Origin of the sequence: Neisseria sp. P0001.S007 (genome assembly GCF_051963655.1) — a bacterium.
Taxonomy (GTDB): domain Bacteria; phylum Pseudomonadota; class Gammaproteobacteria; order Burkholderiales; family Neisseriaceae; genus Neisseria; species Neisseria subflava_A.
Genome location: NZ_JBQCUB010000006.1, coordinates 58,434 through 73,957, shown reverse-complemented (window position 1 = coordinate 73,957; position 15,524 = coordinate 58,434). Strand labels below are relative to the sequence as shown.

Annotated in this window: 15 protein-coding genes; 3 read left to right on the top strand and 12 right to left on the bottom strand. The window is 48.1% G+C overall.

Annotated elements, in window-relative coordinates; translation table 11 throughout:
- Positions 1 to 45: 45 nt before the first annotated feature.
- A complete protein-coding gene (locus tag ACTHRE_RS06895) occupies positions 46 to 996 on the bottom strand; it encodes a CysB family HTH-type transcriptional regulator (protein ID WP_070503716.1) in 951 nt (316 codons plus the stop codon).
- 442 nt (positions 997 to 1,438) lie between these two features.
- On the opposite strand from ACTHRE_RS06895, the gene ACTHRE_RS06890 reads away from it, so the two are divergent.
- Positions 1,439 to 2,200 carry an OmpA family protein gene (locus ACTHRE_RS06890; RefSeq protein ID WP_070646180.1) on the top strand — a complete coding sequence of 254 codons (762 nt, stop codon included), beginning with the start codon at positions 1,439 to 1,441 and terminating at the stop codon, positions 2,198 to 2,200.
- Between the two features lie 135 nt (positions 2,201 to 2,335).
- On the opposite strand, the gene ACTHRE_RS06885 is transcribed toward ACTHRE_RS06890, so the two are convergent.
- Together ACTHRE_RS06885 and greA are read right to left on the bottom strand one after the other, a co-directional pair.
- Complete coding sequence (locus ACTHRE_RS06885) at positions 2,336 to 2,764, bottom strand: DUF4149 domain-containing protein (RefSeq protein WP_440344923.1); 429 nt, start codon at positions 2,762 to 2,764, stop codon at positions 2,336 to 2,338.
- 96 nt (positions 2,765 to 2,860) lie between these two features.
- Entirely contained in the window at positions 2,861 to 3,337 is a 477-nt protein-coding gene (gene greA / locus ACTHRE_RS06880) for a transcription elongation factor GreA (RefSeq protein WP_003684304.1), read from the bottom strand.
- 345 nt (positions 3,338 to 3,682) lie between these two features.
- Here greA and ACTHRE_RS06875 point away from each other — a divergent pair, with 345 nt between their 5' ends.
- Positions 3,683 to 5,092: a PepSY-associated TM helix domain-containing protein gene (locus ACTHRE_RS06875; RefSeq protein ID WP_440344922.1), complete on the top strand. Its 1,410-nt coding sequence runs from the start codon at positions 3,683 to 3,685 to the stop codon at positions 5,090 to 5,092.
- Positions 5,093 to 5,304: 212 nt separating this feature from the next.
- Here the strand turns inward: ACTHRE_RS06875 and rplS are convergent, their stop codons facing one another.
- The 9 genes from rplS to ACTHRE_RS06830 form a co-directional block, all read right to left on the bottom strand.
- A complete protein-coding gene (gene rplS / locus ACTHRE_RS06870; RefSeq protein ID WP_003679470.1) occupies positions 5,305 to 5,670 on the bottom strand; it encodes a 50S ribosomal protein L19 in 366 nt (121 codons plus the stop codon).
- 14 nt (positions 5,671 to 5,684) lie between these two features.
- On the bottom strand, positions 5,685 to 6,434 hold the full coding sequence (trmD, locus tag ACTHRE_RS06865) for a tRNA (guanosine(37)-N1)-methyltransferase TrmD (RefSeq protein WP_070646191.1): 750 nt from the start codon (positions 6,432 to 6,434) through the stop codon (positions 5,685 to 5,687).
- Entirely contained in the window at positions 6,434 to 6,943 is a 510-nt protein-coding gene (gene rimM / locus ACTHRE_RS06860; RefSeq protein ID WP_049329569.1) for a ribosome maturation factor RimM, read from the bottom strand. The genes trmD and rimM overlap by 1 nt, the downstream gene beginning before the upstream one ends.
- A gap of 15 nt (positions 6,944 to 6,958) precedes the next feature.
- Positions 6,959 to 7,207, bottom strand: a complete 249-nt coding sequence (gene rpsP / locus ACTHRE_RS06855) for a 30S ribosomal protein S16 (RefSeq protein ID WP_003684452.1) — start codon at positions 7,205 to 7,207, stop codon at positions 6,959 to 6,961.
- A gap of 75 nt (positions 7,208 to 7,282) precedes the next feature.
- The gene (locus ACTHRE_RS06850; RefSeq protein ID WP_440344921.1) at positions 7,283 to 9,673 is read right to left on the bottom strand and encodes a GNAT family N-acetyltransferase; all 2,391 of its coding nucleotides are present in this window, start codon (positions 9,671 to 9,673) and stop codon (positions 7,283 to 7,285) included.
- 55 nt (positions 9,674 to 9,728) lie between these two features.
- Positions 9,729 to 11,126 carry an ATP-binding protein gene (locus ACTHRE_RS06845; protein ID WP_440344920.1) on the bottom strand — a complete coding sequence of 466 codons (1,398 nt, stop codon included), beginning with the start codon at positions 11,124 to 11,126 and terminating at the stop codon, positions 9,729 to 9,731.
- A gap of 15 nt (positions 11,127 to 11,141) precedes the next feature.
- On the bottom strand, positions 11,142 to 11,819 hold the full coding sequence (gene misR / locus ACTHRE_RS06840; protein ID WP_003748666.1) for a two-component system response regulator MisR: 678 nt from the start codon (positions 11,817 to 11,819) through the stop codon (positions 11,142 to 11,144).
- Between the two features lie 207 nt (positions 11,820 to 12,026).
- Positions 12,027 to 13,859 (bottom strand): Wzy polymerase domain-containing protein, encoded by a 1,833-nt coding sequence (locus ACTHRE_RS06835; protein ID WP_440344919.1) that lies wholly within the window; start codon positions 13,857 to 13,859, stop codon positions 12,027 to 12,029.
- Positions 13,856 to 14,212, bottom strand: a complete 357-nt coding sequence (locus tag ACTHRE_RS06830) for a DUF2069 domain-containing protein (protein ID WP_049336736.1) — start codon at positions 14,210 to 14,212, stop codon at positions 13,856 to 13,858. Before ACTHRE_RS06830 ends, ACTHRE_RS06835 begins: the two co-directional genes overlap by 4 nt.
- 222 nt (positions 14,213 to 14,434) lie before the next feature.
- Here ACTHRE_RS06830 and hisC point away from each other — a divergent pair, with 222 nt between their 5' ends.
- On the top strand, positions 14,435 to 15,520 hold the full coding sequence (hisC, locus tag ACTHRE_RS06825) for a histidinol-phosphate transaminase (RefSeq protein ID WP_063069194.1): 1,086 nt from the start codon (positions 14,435 to 14,437) through the stop codon (positions 15,518 to 15,520).
- Positions 15,521 to 15,524 lie beyond the last annotated feature (4 nt).

Genomic DNA, 15,524 nt, shown 5'->3' with positions numbered 1-15,524 from the left:
AGAATTAAAGAATAATTGTTAAGTTACGAAAGTGATAGTCAGATTTTAAATTGAAAAATCTTCAACAACCGGCGTGTACAGAATGCGATCGACTACTTCTCTGGTCAGTTTCGGTGCAAACATCTGGATAAAGTCATACGCGTAACCGCGCAGGTAGGTATCGGTGCGTAAGGCTATCCAAGTGGGCGACGGTTCAAATAAGTGTGCCGCATCAATCAGCTGTAAATCTTGATCGACAACGGGATCGTACGCCATTTTCGCCATCAAACCAACGCCCAAGCCTAAGCGGACATACGTCTTCAATACATCTGTATCGGCAGCCGATAAGGCAACATCAGGTTGCTCAATATGCGCTTTATTAAATGTACGCGCAATGCTACTGCCGGAATTAAAAGCAAATTCGTAAGTAACCAGCGGAAAAGAAGCTAAATCTTCAAGGCTTAAAGGATTGCGGCAGTCCAAAAGAGGGTGGTCGTGCGGAACAATGACGGCATGGTTCCATTCATAGCAGGGTAGTTTGCCCAACTCGGGGTGATCGTCAATGCGTTCGGTAATAATTGCCAAATCCGCTTCGCCGCTGCTGACCATTTGCGCAATGGCAGAAGGGCTGCCTTGTTTGATGGTCAAATTGACTTTAGGATAGTTTTTCACAAATTCCGCAACGATTTTAGGTAATGCATAACGCGCTTGGGTGTGCGTCGTGGCAATGGTCAGGGAGCCACTGTCATGATCGGTAAATTCGCTGCCGATATTTTTAATGTTCTGTACATCACGCAAAATTCGTTCCGAAATTTCTAACACGGCTTTGCCCGGTTGCGAAACGGAAACCACACGCTTGCCGCTGCGGATAAAAATTTGGATACCCAATTCTTCTTCAAGCAGGCGGATTTGTTTGGAAATGCCGGGCTGGGATGTAAAAAGCGCATCGGCAGCCTCGGAGACATTCAGATTGTGCCGGTAAACTTCAAGGGCATAACGTAATTGTTGTAGTTTCATGGTAGCAGTACCGAATACGTTGTTATTGTGGATTTTGTGCGACAAACGGCATGTAATTTAACATATTTTGCCCAGTTTTGCCCCGAGTTTTGAAAATGGTTGTTTTTAATGAAAATATCTTTTAATGATATGAAAACAGGAAATTCAGGAAAGAAGAGGGAAAGGGGTTTTGTTGTTTTTGTACAACTTTAGGTGGGTGAATTGTCTGATTTTGCCCTAAATTAATGACACAAGATTGATTTTTCGGCATGATTAACTACTAGGAAGCAGGCACTTCATGATTGTTTGAAGGCATCGAGTATTGACAGTTTGCCTTGCGCTTCTTTATAGTGCAACCTGATATATCCGATTTGCCGCTGTTTTGATACTGCGGCCTGTATATTGGTACTTTGCAGCGGTTGCTTTCCTAGTCCGCCGCATAACAATTTGATGAGGGAATAAAATGACCAAACAGCTGAAATTAAGCGCATTGTTCGTTGCCTTGGTTGCCTCTGGCACCGCTATGGCCAGCGAAGCGCACACCAAACACGGTTACACCGTAAGCAGCCAATCTCAAGAAATCGTCCGTAACAACTACGGCGAATGCTGGAAAAACAGCTACTTCGACAAAGCTACCGAAGGCCGTGTTGAATGTGGTGACCGCGAAGCAGTTGCTCCTGTACAACAAGCTCCTGAGTATGTTGATGAAACTGTTTCTCTGTCTACTAAAACTCTGTTCGGCTTCGACAAAGACAACCTGCGTCCTGAAGCTCAAGAAAACCTGGACTCTTTGGCTCAACGCCTGAGCAACGAAAGCGTACAAACTGTACGTGTTGAAGGTCACACTGACTTCATGGGTTCTGAGCAATACAACCAAGCTCTGTCTGAGCGTCGTGCTAACGTAGTTGCTAACTACTTGGTAGGTCGTGGCGTTGCTTCTAGCAAAATCTCTGCAGTAGGTCTGGGCGAATCTCAAGCTCGCATGACTGCTACTTGTGAAGCTGAAGTTGCTAAACTGGGCAAAAAAGTTTCTAAAGCTAAGAAACGTGCTGCTCTTATCGCTTGTATCGAACCTGACCGTCGCGTTGATGTTAAAATCCGCAGCGTTGTTACTCGTCAAGTTGCTCCAGGCCAAACTATCGAAGGTCAAGGCGAATTGCCTGCTACTGATGAAGGTTGGATCCCAGCTCCTTACAATGGCGTTCACGGTTACGCTAAACCTTAATCGGTTTTTGAAAAATGCCCTGCAATATGCAGGGCATTTTTTTATGGTTTATATTTGAAGAGTCGGGGAATTCATGATTCAAAATAAAAGGCCGTCTGAAAGACTTATTTTCAGACGGCCTTTTATTAAGACAGATTAGTTTGACTTGGGCCATTTCCATACGCAAACAGCGGCGAGTATTGTACAAATCAAAAAGATGATACTGGATAAGCCGTGCCAAACGCCGAATGTTCCACCTACTAGGGACAGCAGCCAGTTATCTAGTCCGTACTTGTGTGCCTCGATAACCGGCGTAACCAAAAGATGGTTGCAGGCTAAGAGTAGCCAAAGTACCAAGATCCACCAAGAAAGTGAGGCCAGTTGCTTTCTGAAAAAGGCATAGGCTGCGCCAAAAATAACTAAGCCACATATTGCTGTAATGGCAAACAAGATGCCGGCAATTTCTCCTGCCTGCATTTTAGGTAGAAGGCGGAACAGGATAGGGGCAGTAACATAGCCTGCTGTCAGCTGCATACCGAGCCACATGGCGGCAGCGGTTTGGATAATTTTGTACAGTAGATTCATTATGCTTCTCCTGGGAAGATTTCACTTCTCTATTATCGTGTTTTTAGATACAACAAAAGGCCGTCTGAAAATGTTTTCAGACGGCCTTTTGTTTATTTAGATATATTGTACGGCAATAATGTCATATTCACGCACACCGCCAGGTGCCTGAACTTCTGCAACGTCGCCTTCTTCTTTGCCGATCAGGGCGCGGGCAATGGGGGAGCCAACGTAGATTTTGCGTTCTTTGATGTCTGCTTCATCTTCACCGACGATTTGATAGGTAACTTGTTCTTCGGTTTCCAAGTCTTCCAGTGTCACAGTTGTACCGAACACGATTTTGCCTTCTGCATGGATTTCGGCAGGGTTGATGATGTGCGCCATAGAGAGTTTGTGTTCCAACTCGGCGATGCGGCCTTCGATAAAGCCTTGACGCTCTTTGGCGGCTTCGTATTCTGCGTTTTCAGACAAGTCGCCGTGCGAACGTGCTTCGGCGATGGCTTCAATGACTTCTGGACGTGCTACGCTTTTGAGGTGTTGAAGTTCTTGTTTCAACAATTCTGCACCACGGACGGTCAAAGGGATTTTTTGCATTGAGTTCTCCATGAAAGCATGATGATGCTTTTAAAATTTTATCCGGCCACGCGCGGTAGCCGGATTGGAAATAAAAATACAAGCCGCCAAAGCTTGGCGGCTTGATGAATAAATAAGTAATGCCTGTATTCTACCAAATTCTGCCGAAACCGCAATGATTAAAACGGATTTTCAGTAAAGTGTTGTTTTCTTTCTATTTTGTTTTTTTCAGACGGCCTGAAAACTAAATATTGAAGTATTTCAAAGCTGCATGGGAAAAACGGTTTCTTAAATGAATGTTTTTGATTAAAATACCTGATGCTAATTCGTAGTAATTAGTCTGCTTTAACTATACGAAGAGATTATATGGAAACAAAACCAACTCCCCAAAATGAACAACAGGCTAACCGCCGTTATTTGACTGTTTGGCGATGGCATTTTTATGCCGGATTTTTGGTTGCGCCGTTTTTAACCCTGTTGGCTGTTACAGGGTTGGGAATGCTGCTATTTGCCAATATCACCGGTAAAGAAGGCGAACTCATACATGTTGCGCCGCAGGCAGTGGTTCAGCCTTTATCGGCTCAGGCTGAAGCCGCCAGACAGTTTGTAAATCCGGAAACTGCTTCGGTAGTGCAGTATATTGCGCCGCGCGCAGATGATATGGTTGCCGTATTCCGCGTGAACAATGACGATAAGGCTACTATGGTTGCCGTTGATCCCTATACGGCGAAGGTCGTCAATTCAACGCCGCGCAATGAAGGCTGGTATCACATCATGGACGAAATCCATGGCGATATGATGATCGGTCCGGTAGGCGACTATCTGCTGGAAACTGCCGCGTCGCTGACCATCCTGCTGATAATCACGGGGATTTATTTGTGGTGGGCGAAACAGCGCAGCCTGAAATCCATGCTTGTGCCGAAAGCAGGCAAAGGGCGCACATGGTGGCGTAGCATGCACGGCGCATTCGGCACTTGGGTTTCTTTGCTTCTATTACTGTTCTGCCTGTCGGGCGTTGCTTGGGCGGGAATTTGGGGTGGTAAGTTGGTTCAGTCTTGGAGCCAATTCCCTGCCGGTAAATGGGGCGTCAAACCGAACCCTGTATCTACCGTGCCGACCCATGGCGATGTGTTGAACGACGGTAAAATCAAAGAAGTGCCATGGGTTCTGGAGCTTACGCCTATGCCTGTTTCCGGTACAACGAAGGGCGAAAACGGCATCAATCCGAGCGAACCGATGACTTTGGAAACGGTTGGCCGCTTTGCCCGCGAAATCGGTTTTGAAGGTCGCTACAAGCTTAATTTGCCTAAAGGCGAAACGGGCGTGTGGACGCTGTCTCAAGACTCGATGAGCTACGATATGCCCAGTCCGACCGCCGACCGCACGGTACACATCGATCAATACAGCGGTAAAGTCCTTGCCGACATCCATTACGACGATTACAACTGGTTTGGTAAATTCATGGCGGTCAGCATTGCGCTGCATATCGGTACGATGGGCTGGTGGAGCGTGTTGGCGAACGTTTTGTTCTGTTTGGCGGTCATCTTCATCTGCGTCAGCGGCTGTGTGATGTGGTGGAAACGCCGTCCTTCGGAAGCACGTGGTTTGGTTCCTCCTGCGCAGAAAATAAAATTGCCGGTATGGTGGGCAATGGCTGTACCACTTCTGATTTTGGCTGTGATTTTCCCAACAGCCATAGCCGCAATCGCTGTGATTTGGATTTTGGATACACTGTTGTTGTCGCGTATTCCAGCATTGGCAAGATGGTTTAAATAACCGTCCGATATGATTAAAGGCCGTCTGAATCTTTTGTTTCAGACGGCCTTTTGTATAAAGGTTAAAAGAGGTAGGGAAGTTACGATTCTGTTTAAGTTTATATGTGAAATGGAGATGGTGGTTGGCTTGCAGGATTGGTGTAAGAAAGACAAGGAGTTTTTGTATAAAAACAAAAAACCCACTTCATTGAAGTGGGTTTTTGATGAAGGCTATTAACCTTTGCGAGCAGGCAATTTTTCTTTAATGCGAGCTGCTTTACCGGTCAGACCACGCAAGTAGTACAGTTTGGCGCGACGTACGTCACCACGGCGTTTAACTTCGATTTTTTCTACGGTAGGAGAGTACAGTTGGAAAGTACGTTCTACACCTTCGCCGCTAGAGATTTTGCGAACGATGAAGTTGCTGTTCAGGCCACGGTTGCGGCGAGCGATAACAACACCTTCGTATGCTTGCAGACGGCTGCGAGAACCCTCAACCACGCGTACAGATACGACAACGGTGTCGCCTGGAGCGAATTCAGGGATTTCTTTGTTCAAGCGAGCGATTTCTTCTTGCTCTAATTGTTGAATCAAGTTCATTTGTTTTTCCTAAGTTATGATTGGATTTCCTGTTGCTCTTGCAAGATTTCTTTTAAGAGGCGGGATTCCTTTGGGATTAAACTGCGCTTTTCCAATAAATCGGGTCGGCGCTCTAAAGTGCGTTGTAGAGATTGTTTCAATCGCCACTCGGCAATCAAGCCATGATTTCCTGAACGTAAGACATCAGGAACCATCATGCCTTGGAATTCTACGGGTTTGGTGTAATGAGGACAATCTAAAAGGCCGTCTGAAAATGAGTCTTGTTCAGCTGACTGTATATCGCCCAATACACCCGGTACCAATCTTAAGACGGCATCCATCAACATCATAGCGGGTAATTCACCGCCCGAGACGACAAAGTCGCCAATGCTGATTTCTTCGTCCACACTGCTTTGCAGCAGTCTTTCATCTATGCCTTCATAGCGTCCGCATAGAAGAATAAGATGGGGCAGTTCGGCAAGTTCTGCGGCCTTTTTATGCGTCAGCGGCCGACCTTGCGGACTGAGATAAATTACTTTGGCAGGTTTTTGCGAGTTTGCTTTGGCTTCTTCGATTGCAGATTGAAGCGGCGGCGCCATCATAATCATTCCCGGACCACCTCCGAAGGGGCGATCGTCGATATAGCCAAGTTTGTTGTCGGCAAATTTTCGGGGATTGATGGCTTGAAACTGCCAAAGATTTTGTTTTCTTGCTCTGCCTGTAACGCCATATTCGACAATGCTGTCGAACATCTCCGGGAAAATGGTGATGGCTTGAATCAGCATCAGTAGTCCAAACCCCAGTCGGCAATAATGGTTTTGCTGTCGGTATCGACAGATTCGATATAGTTGGAGACAAAGGGAATCAGGATTTGTCCATGTTCGCCTTTAATCATCAAAACATCATTTGCACCGGTTTCCATCAGGTTGCTGACTTTGCCGAGAACGATGTTTTCTTTGTTGATGACGGTCATGCCGACTAAATCTGCCCAGTAGTATTCGTCTTCCTCAGTAGGGGCGAATGACTCTCTGGGGATTTCGATGGTATAGCCGCGCAAGGCAAAGGCTTGGTCGCGATCGTCTATACCTTCAAATTTGACCTGAAGTTCGCCATTGACAATTTTACCTGCCTCAAGCACAACATTCAGGGTTTTGCCATCCTTGCACAACTGCCACTCGGGGTAGTCCAGCAGGCTGTCGGTATATTCGGTATTGGCGGCAATTTTAAGCCAGCCTTTAATGCCGAATACACCTTTGATGTAGCCCATGGCTACCCGTTTTTGAGTGTCTGTCATGGTCGTTTCGGCTGATTAAGCAGCGATTTTTTGCTCTTTAATCAGTTTGGCAACTGCGTCGCTAACTTTCGCGCCTTGAGCAACCCAATGGTTGATGCGGTCTGCGTCGAAACGTACGCGTTCTTGTTTTTCGTTGGCAACGGGGTTGTAGAAACCTACGCGCTCGATGAAGCGGCCGTCACGACGGTTGCGAGAGTCAGTTACGACTACGTTGAAGAAAGGGCGGTGTTTTGAGCCGCCGCGAGCCAAACGGATAACTACCATTTTGAGTCCTTTTGAAAAATGCGGATATATAGAAACCGCTAATTTTAGGATATTTCACACGGGTTATGCAAGTTTTTATTTGTTTTTGTTGCTGTTTTGCCATTCATTCAAATCGAGGTTGGCTTGATACAGGCCGCGGTCGGTTTCCGATGGGGTAACGGTAAATCCTGATTTTTCAGCGAGTTTGAGCATCGGTGTGTTTTCTTTGAGGATTTCCGCATTCATGGTTTGGTAACCTTGCTGTGTGGCAGTTTGGATAATAAGGCTCATCATTTTGCCAGCTAAGCCGGTTTTGCGTGCTTCAGGCGCTAAAGTAATGCCGAACTCGCACTCATTGCGATTGATGCGGCTGTAGCGGCTGACTGCGACGATACGGCCGTCTGAAGCGAAGGCTGCCCACGCGCATTCGGTATGGAAATCAGGGCGAGTAAGCCGTGCGAGTGTGGGCAGCGGCAACTCGTTGGTATGGGTCATGAAGCGCGTATAGCGGTCGGCCGCGGGTAATTGGCGGACAAATTTTTGTTTGGCTTCGGCATCTTCAGGCTCTAGTGCGCGGATGTGCAGTGTGTTGCCGTCGGGCAGGGTAAAGGTATCGGTTTGGCTCGGATAGGGTGCGAGTACGTTTTGTATCTCGGGCGTTTCGGTTTTAGGGTGCAGCAGTTCGGAAGCGGCTTCGCCGGTGTTGCGTAGGAATTCGGCTGCGGCCGGATTTTTTTGTTGGAGATAGGCGGCGGCGCTTTGCATTTTGGCGGCGGCCTGTTCCAAGGTTTGGACGGCTTTTTTTGGGATTTTGGTTGTTGGTGCAACAGGTTTTTCCACGATTTCGGGAATGATGGTACTGCTGTATTGGCTGCCGTTGTAGTTGAGGATAATGTTGCCGATATGCTGGTTGTTGTGGATAAGCGTGTTTAGGGAGTGCAGGAATTGATTGAGAACGGAAGTGTTGTCGAGTTCTGCAAACTGGCTTAAACGCTGGATATCGAGTGTGGTAAAGGGAGGTAATGCGGCTTCGGCTTTGCCATTGTAATGGGCGGTAAGGATGTTGCCGTAAATGGCATGGCGGCTGAACCGGAACTGGACGGCATTGTGTTTTTGGGTTTGGCACGGAGGCAGGTATAGGGCCTCCGCCATCAGTTCAGTTTGGCTGGATGCAATGGCTTTATCAATATTTTTGCTTTTAGGTGTTTTCAGACGGCCTGTTTTGGCTGGGGCAGGGGTATTTTGTACTTGTTGCAAATAGGCGGTTTGATTGCGGAAATAAAGTGTCAGTAAGGCCTCTTCCGGCGTGTTAAACCGAGTCAGACCGTCTGAAAAACGATAGCTGACGAGAATGGGCTTGCTGGTTTTTTGTGCCAAATTATCTAGAGTTTGATGAATGCTGTACGCATCCGGCGTATCTGGCGAAATAATGCCGAGCAGGGCTTGAGTATGCGGATTTTGTAATTGTTCTAGCGCCAGACGGTGGATGCGTGCAGGTGTGGGGTTGCTGCCGATGCAGCCTTGTCGGATGGATGGTGCATCGGTTGGGAGGTCGAGGGTCAATTCGCAGGCATTGGCGGTACTTCGCAGCCATTCTATCGGCGTGTCGGACAGAATGGTGGGGTTGGTAATGACGGGAATGCCGGAAAGGTGGGCTTTTAGGGCTGCTTCCAGTTCGGCGGTATTGAATACCGGTTGGAAATTGCAATGGCGGCTGAGGCTGCGCAGGATGGCTTTGTCTGTGTCGTCGGTATGGTGTGTGGACAACAGGATAAGCGGGGTGTGGCGTGTAAAGTGGCGGATGGCACTGAACAGCTCGCGTTGGTTTTCGGCCGGATTGTAGTGGATCACGGCAACTTTGGTATGGCGGTTGTGGCCGAAGCGGTTGAGCCAGTCAGCGGATATGGTGGGGCTTAGGTCATAGTTGAGGCTGATGTGGCGTGATACGCCTTGGTGCAGCATGTTCAGCAGGTGGTTGATGTTGCGGCTGACGGTGCTGTGGCCGCTCAGTAACGCGATATGGCCGGCGGGATAGTCGGTTTGTGTGCCGATGTTGAGGTTGAGCGAGGGGAGTTGGATGCCTGCGCTGTTGCACACGGTGATGTTTAATTCGTCGCCGTGATATTTTTGAATGATGGAACGGGCGTTTTTACAGGATTCGGGTGGCAGGTTTTCCCAATCTTGAATCAGGATAATGTGGCGTAGGTCTTTTTTACGGCAGGCTCTGAACAGCGAGTCGTAATGATCGGGCGGGATAACGGCAACAACCAAATCAGCTTGGCCCGGGATTTTGCTGAGGCTGGAGTAGGAGGGAATGCCTGCGACACTGCTGTGTCGAAGATTGATGGGGGTGATTTTGCCTTGATATGAGGAACCGAGCAGGTGGCTGAAAATGCGTTCGCCAAGGCTGTGCGGACGTTCGCTGGCGCCGACAAGGATGATGTGTTCAGGCATGAAGAAGTAGCCGGTTTGGACGGTTGCGCTCATGATGGTTCCTTATTTGTGTTTTTGGCCGTCTGAAAAGTTTCAGACGGCCTTATTTTTAGACTTCTTTTTTGTCTCCGGCTTTCTTTTTGGGAAGGATAAAACGCATCCTCAGGCCGTTTGGTTTGACATTTTCAGCAATGATTTTACCGCAGTGCTGTTCCATAATGTGCTGCGTCAAGGCAAGCCCTAAACCTGTACCGGGTTTGTGTGCGCTGGAGTCGGCGCGATAAAAGGCGGTGAAAATATGCGGAAGCTGCATTTCATCTACGCCAGGCCCGTTGTCAGTCACATCGATAATCCAGTTTTTGCCGTCTTGTCCGATATGGGCTTGAATGGTGCTGCCTTCCGGACTGTAATTGATGGCATTGCGGATCACGTTGTCAAAGGCGCGGTATAGATAGCCTTCGTTGGCGCTGACCACGGCATTTTCGGGGATTTTTGGGTCAATGCTCAGGGTAACGCTTTGGTTGTTTTGGTGGGCAATGCTTTGGTTGTCCTCAATTAAGTTGGTCAGGAACGGAACGAGTTTGAGGTTTTCTTTTTCCAAAGGAATATTGGAAGTCTCTAGGCGGGAGAGGGTCAATAATTCACCTACCAAAGTATCCATGCGCACCAGTTCGCCTTCGAGTCGCTTGAGATATTGCTCTTGTTTTTGCGGTTGGGATTGAATCAGGCCGACAATCGCCTGCATACGCGCCAGCGGCGAGCGCATTTCATGAGAAACGTGGTGAAGTAGATGGCGCTCTTTGGCAACAAGTTTTTCAAGTTTCTCGGCCATTTTATCGAACTGCACGGCAAGGTGGGACAATTCGTCGTCACGGTCGTCAACTTGTTGGGAAATGCGGGTTTCGAGTTCGCCGTTGGCTACTCTGTCCATGCCGCCGCCAAGAATTTTGATAGGCTTGGTAATGTTGTTGGCAAGGATGTATGCCATCAGCAGGCCGACGATGATGATGAAAGACAGAATAATAAATTCGTGCCAAATAGGCGAAAGCGGCAGGCCGGGAATGAAGAGTGGGCTAGGTAGGCGTTGGGCTTGATGATTGTCCCAGCCTTTAATGAAGAAGAGGTATTCTTCGCCGAAACGGTCGTATTCGATGTGGGCTAAATCGGATTCGGGATTGTTGATGGCAAAGATGCGGGCGCGTTCGATGGACAGGCTGTCGATATTGCGGCCTAAAATATCTTTTTTATCGTCGCCGGTAATCACATAAACGGCATTGGAAACAGGATTGTTTTTCCATTCCGAAAGAATTTCACGCGCACCGCTGTCTCCGCGCGAGTTAAACGCGGAGATGATGCTGCTCATCAATGTGGTTTCGATGGTGCGGCGTTGGTTGAATTGGTTTTCGGCGAGGGTGTTTTGCACCAGCCAAAATGAAAAACTCGCCACAAAGATTGCGCAGACGATGACTGCGCAAAATGTGGCGAAGATGCGTTGAAACAGTTTCATTGATCTGTTTAATCTTTAGTTTTTAACAAACAGGTAGCCTAAGCCACGTACAGTTTGAATCAGGGAAGCATCGCCCAATTTGTGGCGGATGCTGGAGATGTGTACGTCGATGCTGCGGTCAAATTTAGCTAGTTTGCGGTCGAGTGCCTCGATAGACAGGGTCTCTTTGCTGACGACTTGTCCGGCGTGGCGCATCAAAACTTCGAGCAGGTTGAATTCGGTGCTGGTCAACTCGAGCGGAGTGTCTTTGATGCTGGCTTGGCGTTTGGCCGGGTACAAAACGACGTCGCTGACAGAAATGCTGTTAGGCGCGTTGTTTTGTTCGTTGCTGTGTTGCGCACGGCGCAGGATGGCGTTGATGCGGGCCAAGAGTTCGCGCGGTGTGCATGGTTTCGGTACGTAATCGTCCGCACCCATTTCCAGACCGATAATGCGGTCGATGTCGTCGCCTTTCGCGGTCAGCATGATGATGGGCACGGTGCTTTGGGTGCGTACGTTTTTCAGTACGTCCAAACCGTTCATTTTAGGCATCATGGAGTCTAATACGACGACATCGTATTGTCCGGTCAGAATTTCTTGAACGCCGGCTTCGCCGTCAGGAACGCTGTGAACGTTGAGGCCTTCGGCAGTCAGGTATTCGGTCAGCAATTCGGTCAAGAGGGCATCGTCATCTACGAGTAATACGCGACTCATGGAATTTCCTTTTCGTGATTGTATGCGCCGTGGCACTAAATAGGCAGTGCGGCGATTAAAATAGAGTTGTGTTCAATCTTAACATGCAATCTGCTTTTGTTGATAGCGTAATTTTCTGTGCTTTTGCGCTTTTTTGCATAGAAACTTGTCGCTCTTTACATTTTCAGACGGCCTGTAAGGACAGACTGACAATTGAGTGAGTTTTGTTTAGGGTTTATCACATGATTTGGCAGTTTGGTGTTTCGGTGCGTTGATGAAATCTTTGCAATCGGACAAAAGTTTGGGCAGCAGGGGGGAGAATACCGGATGGCTGCGTATTTTGTCGGCGTAGAAATACATCATATAGGGGTAATAATATTGCACTGCCTGCATCCATTGCGCACCTTCTTCTTTCTTGCCTTGTCTGTATAGGTAGAGGCCGACTTGATAGGCGCTGGAGTAGGGGCGGTAGGTCAGGGCTTTGAGTGCGGCTTCTTCCGCCCATGGGCGGATGTAGGCATCGGTCGGGTCGGCACGTCTGCTCAAACTTAAATCGGCGTAATAGGCAAGCATGGGGCTTTCTTTGGAGAGCTGCTGCAAGCCGTCAATTTTGTTTTGAACTGTTTGCGGATCGTCGGTTTTCCCTACACGGCTATATTGGGTCAGATTTTGATATTCCCAGCTGAGGTTTGCCATGCCGATTAAAATCGATAAAGCAGCTATACCGCCTGTCCATTGTCTGATTCGGGTAGATAAAGGGCCGTCTGAAACATCTTTCGGATAAGAAGGTGTCAGCGACAGAATCAGGCTGAATACGGTAAGGAAGTAGATATACCAAAGCGGATATTCGAGCATGCTGTGGCAGAGGCTGACGGCGGCGGCAGTCAGCAAAAATAGGGAAGCCGGCGTTTGGTTGCGGCCTGATAGTCGCCATACGGCTGCAAGCAGGGTTAAGGTTGCCAGCAAGGTGCCGGCAATGCCCATTTCGGACAGCAACTGCATGACGATATTGTGCGAATGGGTAAACAGTACGCCGAGGATATTGTTGGGGAAATATTGTTGCTGGGCATTGATCAGAAAGGTTTGCTGGGCAAAGCTGTTCCAGCCGTGACCGAACCAAGGTGCGGATTGAAAGGCAATCCATGCTTTGCTCCATTCGATTTGGCGCATGGAACCTTCAAAACCGCTGGTGCCTGCGCGTTCGACAGCGGTTTCGTATTTGATGTTGCCAAACAAATCCAACAGGCTGCCCATGCCGAATTGGAAAGCAGCGGCCAGGATGGCGGTCAGAAGGAAAATGCACAGTGCGCGTTTGTGTTGGAAACGAATACGCCAAAACCATAACGGCGTAATCAGGAATAAGGCGGCAATGTAGCCTAAGATGGTGCGCGAGTTGACAAGGCCGAGGGTCGCAGTCAAAGCCAATACGAACAGAAAACCTGCTGCATTGGACATTTTGCGCGCCGTCCATAAATAGGATGCCGCCAAAATGCCCCACATTAAATAATGTCCCAAATGATTGCGCTGGCCGAGTTGACCGTTTACGGTACCGCTGCTTCGGGCAATGATGCCGTTCAACCACTCTACGTTGGACCAGCCTTTAAATTGCAGCCAGACGATGGCAGCCTGTATGGTTGCACCTATCAATAAAGACCAAGCAAAGATGCTGACGACGCGATCCTGTCCGTAAGCTGTTACCCAGCCGCGCACCGACCATGCACCCAGTGCCAAAATGACAAAGGTCCAGGCGGTGATGTCGCTCATGCCGGGGTAGGTGGAATGCATGAGGCGCGCTTGGAGCGACCAAAATACGGCCATGGCAAACAAGCCGATGCTGAGTGCGGGAAGGCGGATATTCAGCAGGCCTTTGTGTGCGCTAATCAATGTCAGTACCAATGAGCCGCTCAGTGAGATGGCTTCCAAATAAAAGCTGGGCAGTGGGCCGACTCGGTAGAGTGAGAGAAAAGGGACGGCGCAAATCCAAAGAAAACTGAGCCATAAAGGCCAAAAGGTTTTCACTGAAGATTCAGTCAGGCCGTCTGAAAGTGTGTGGTAGGTCATTTTGATGTGTGTTTTTGTTGTTTGATAAATGCAAGGCAGCCGAGGAAAAAGGCAATGCACAATAATACGGAAACGGCGGCGCAAATCCGGCTGGCGACGGCTGTGTCAGCCAGGCGCATACAGGCTTCGGCAAAGTAAATCAGAATCAGCATGGAGCTGTATTGATAAGTGTAGATGCGTTTTTTCAAAATGCCGGTCAACGGCAGGCACAGCGGCAGTGCTTTCAGTGCCAGCCATGAGCCGCCTTCGCGCAATGGCGCGATCCACAATTCCCATGACAAGGAAAGCAGAATCAGCAGGATAAGGCTTATGGACGTTGCAAGATAAGGCAATGGGGAGCGTGTATTGTTCACAATCAATATTGAGGGCGTAAAGCCGTACTGGAAAACTTAAAATTATACCGCTAAAAAGGCGAGGTAAGCCAAGAATATTGCTTAAAGATGCTGAAGAAAGGATTTATTGTTTTTTCTTCAAACGAATGAAACTTTATCTTGTTTTATAGTCTTATTTATATATATATTTAATAAAGATTGTGCTACTATTATAAATACTTTATCTCAGGAGGATAGAAAACCATGAATCGCGTTGCTGATGTTATCCGTGATGATATTAAAGTAATGACAGCCTATCAGGTTGCCGATTTGCCGGAAGGTTTTATTAAGTTGGACGCCATGGAGTGTCCGCATCATCCTTTCGCCGGGTATGAATCTTTATTGTCAGAATGGGCGGACTTGGCAAAGCAGGCCCCGATTCATTTGTATCCCCATACTGCCAAGAGCGGTATTTCTGAAGAATTGAGGGAAGTTTTCGGTATTCCCGATAAAGCGGAAATCGCATTGGGTAACGGCTCCGACGAGCTTATCCAGTTTTTGACTATGCTGGTTGCCAAACCAAATGCGCGTGTATTGGGTATTGAGCCAAGTTTCGTTATGTATCGTCATAATGCCGCACTTTATGGCATGGAATATGTCGGCGTCCCCTTAAATCCGGATTTCTCTTTAAATCTTCCTGCCGTTTTGTCTGCGATTGAGCAACATCAGCCGTCATTAATTTTTATTGCCTATCCCAATAACCCTACCGGCGTATGTTTTAAACGAGAAGAAGTAGAGGCGGTCATTCGTGCGGCAACCGGCATTGTGGTTGTCGATGAGGCATATGGTGCGTTTCATCATGACAGTTTCCTTCCGTGGGCGGGCAAAGTCGAAAACCTGGTCGTAATGCGCACCATCAGTAAAATCGGCTTTGCCGGCTTACGGATGGGGTATGCGGCGGCAAGCCCAAGCATTATGGGTGAACTGGCCAAAATCCTTCCGCCTTACAATATGAATCAATTAAGCTTGGCGGCGGCAAAATTCTCATTGAAACATCATCAAATCATTCAGCAAAACATTGATACATTAAAAAATGAGCGTTCGCGCGTGATGAATGAATTGTTGAAATTAAACCGTTTGGAAGTTTTTCCGAGCGAAGCCAACTTTATTACCGTTCGCGTACCTGATGCGAACGAGCTGTTTGAAACATTGAAGCAAAACCGCATACTGATTAAAAAACTGCATGGCAGCCATCCGCTTTTGGATCAGTGTGTCCGCATAACCATAGGCTCGGCAGCGCAAAATGATGCCGTCTTGGCGGTTATTAGAAACCTTTACCCCAATCTTTGATTTC

Coding starts and splice junctions, on each gene's coding strand:
- ACTHRE_RS06895 (WP_070503716.1), bottom strand. CDS start 996: ATGAAACTACAACAATTACGTTATGCCCTTGAAGTTTACCGGCACAAT.
- ACTHRE_RS06890 (WP_070646180.1), top strand. CDS start 1,439: ATGACCAAACAGCTGAAATTAAGCGCATTGTTCGTTGCCTTGGTTGCC.
- ACTHRE_RS06885 (WP_440344923.1), bottom strand. CDS start 2,764: ATGAATCTACTGTACAAAATTATCCAAACCGCTGCCGCCATGTGGCTC.
- greA (WP_003684304.1), bottom strand. CDS start 3,337: ATGCAAAAAATCCCTTTGACCGTCCGTGGTGCAGAATTGTTGAAACAA.
- ACTHRE_RS06875 (WP_440344922.1), top strand. CDS start 3,683: ATGGAAACAAAACCAACTCCCCAAAATGAACAACAGGCTAACCGCCGT.
- rplS (WP_003679470.1), bottom strand. CDS start 5,670: ATGAACTTGATTCAACAATTAGAGCAAGAAGAAATCGCTCGCTTGAAC.
- trmD (WP_070646191.1), bottom strand. CDS start 6,434: ATGCTGATTCAAGCCATCACCATTTTCCCGGAGATGTTCGACAGCATT.
- rimM (WP_049329569.1), bottom strand. CDS start 6,943: ATGACAGACACTCAAAAACGGGTAGCCATGGGCTACATCAAAGGTGTA.
- rpsP (WP_003684452.1), bottom strand. CDS start 7,207: ATGGTAGTTATCCGTTTGGCTCGCGGCGGCTCAAAACACCGCCCTTTC.
- ACTHRE_RS06850 (WP_440344921.1), bottom strand. CDS start 9,673: ATGAGCGCAACCGTCCAAACCGGCTACTTCTTCATGCCTGAACACATC.
- ACTHRE_RS06845 (WP_440344920.1), bottom strand. CDS start 11,126: ATGAAACTGTTTCAACGCATCTTCGCCACATTTTGCGCAGTCATCGTC.
- misR (WP_003748666.1), bottom strand. CDS start 11,819: ATGAGTCGCGTATTACTCGTAGATGACGATGCCCTCTTGACCGAATTG.
- ACTHRE_RS06835 (WP_440344919.1), bottom strand. CDS start 13,859: ATGACCTACCACACACTTTCAGACGGCCTGACTGAATCTTCAGTGAAA.
- hisC (WP_063069194.1), top strand. CDS start 14,435: ATGAATCGCGTTGCTGATGTTATCCGTGATGATATTAAAGTAATGACA.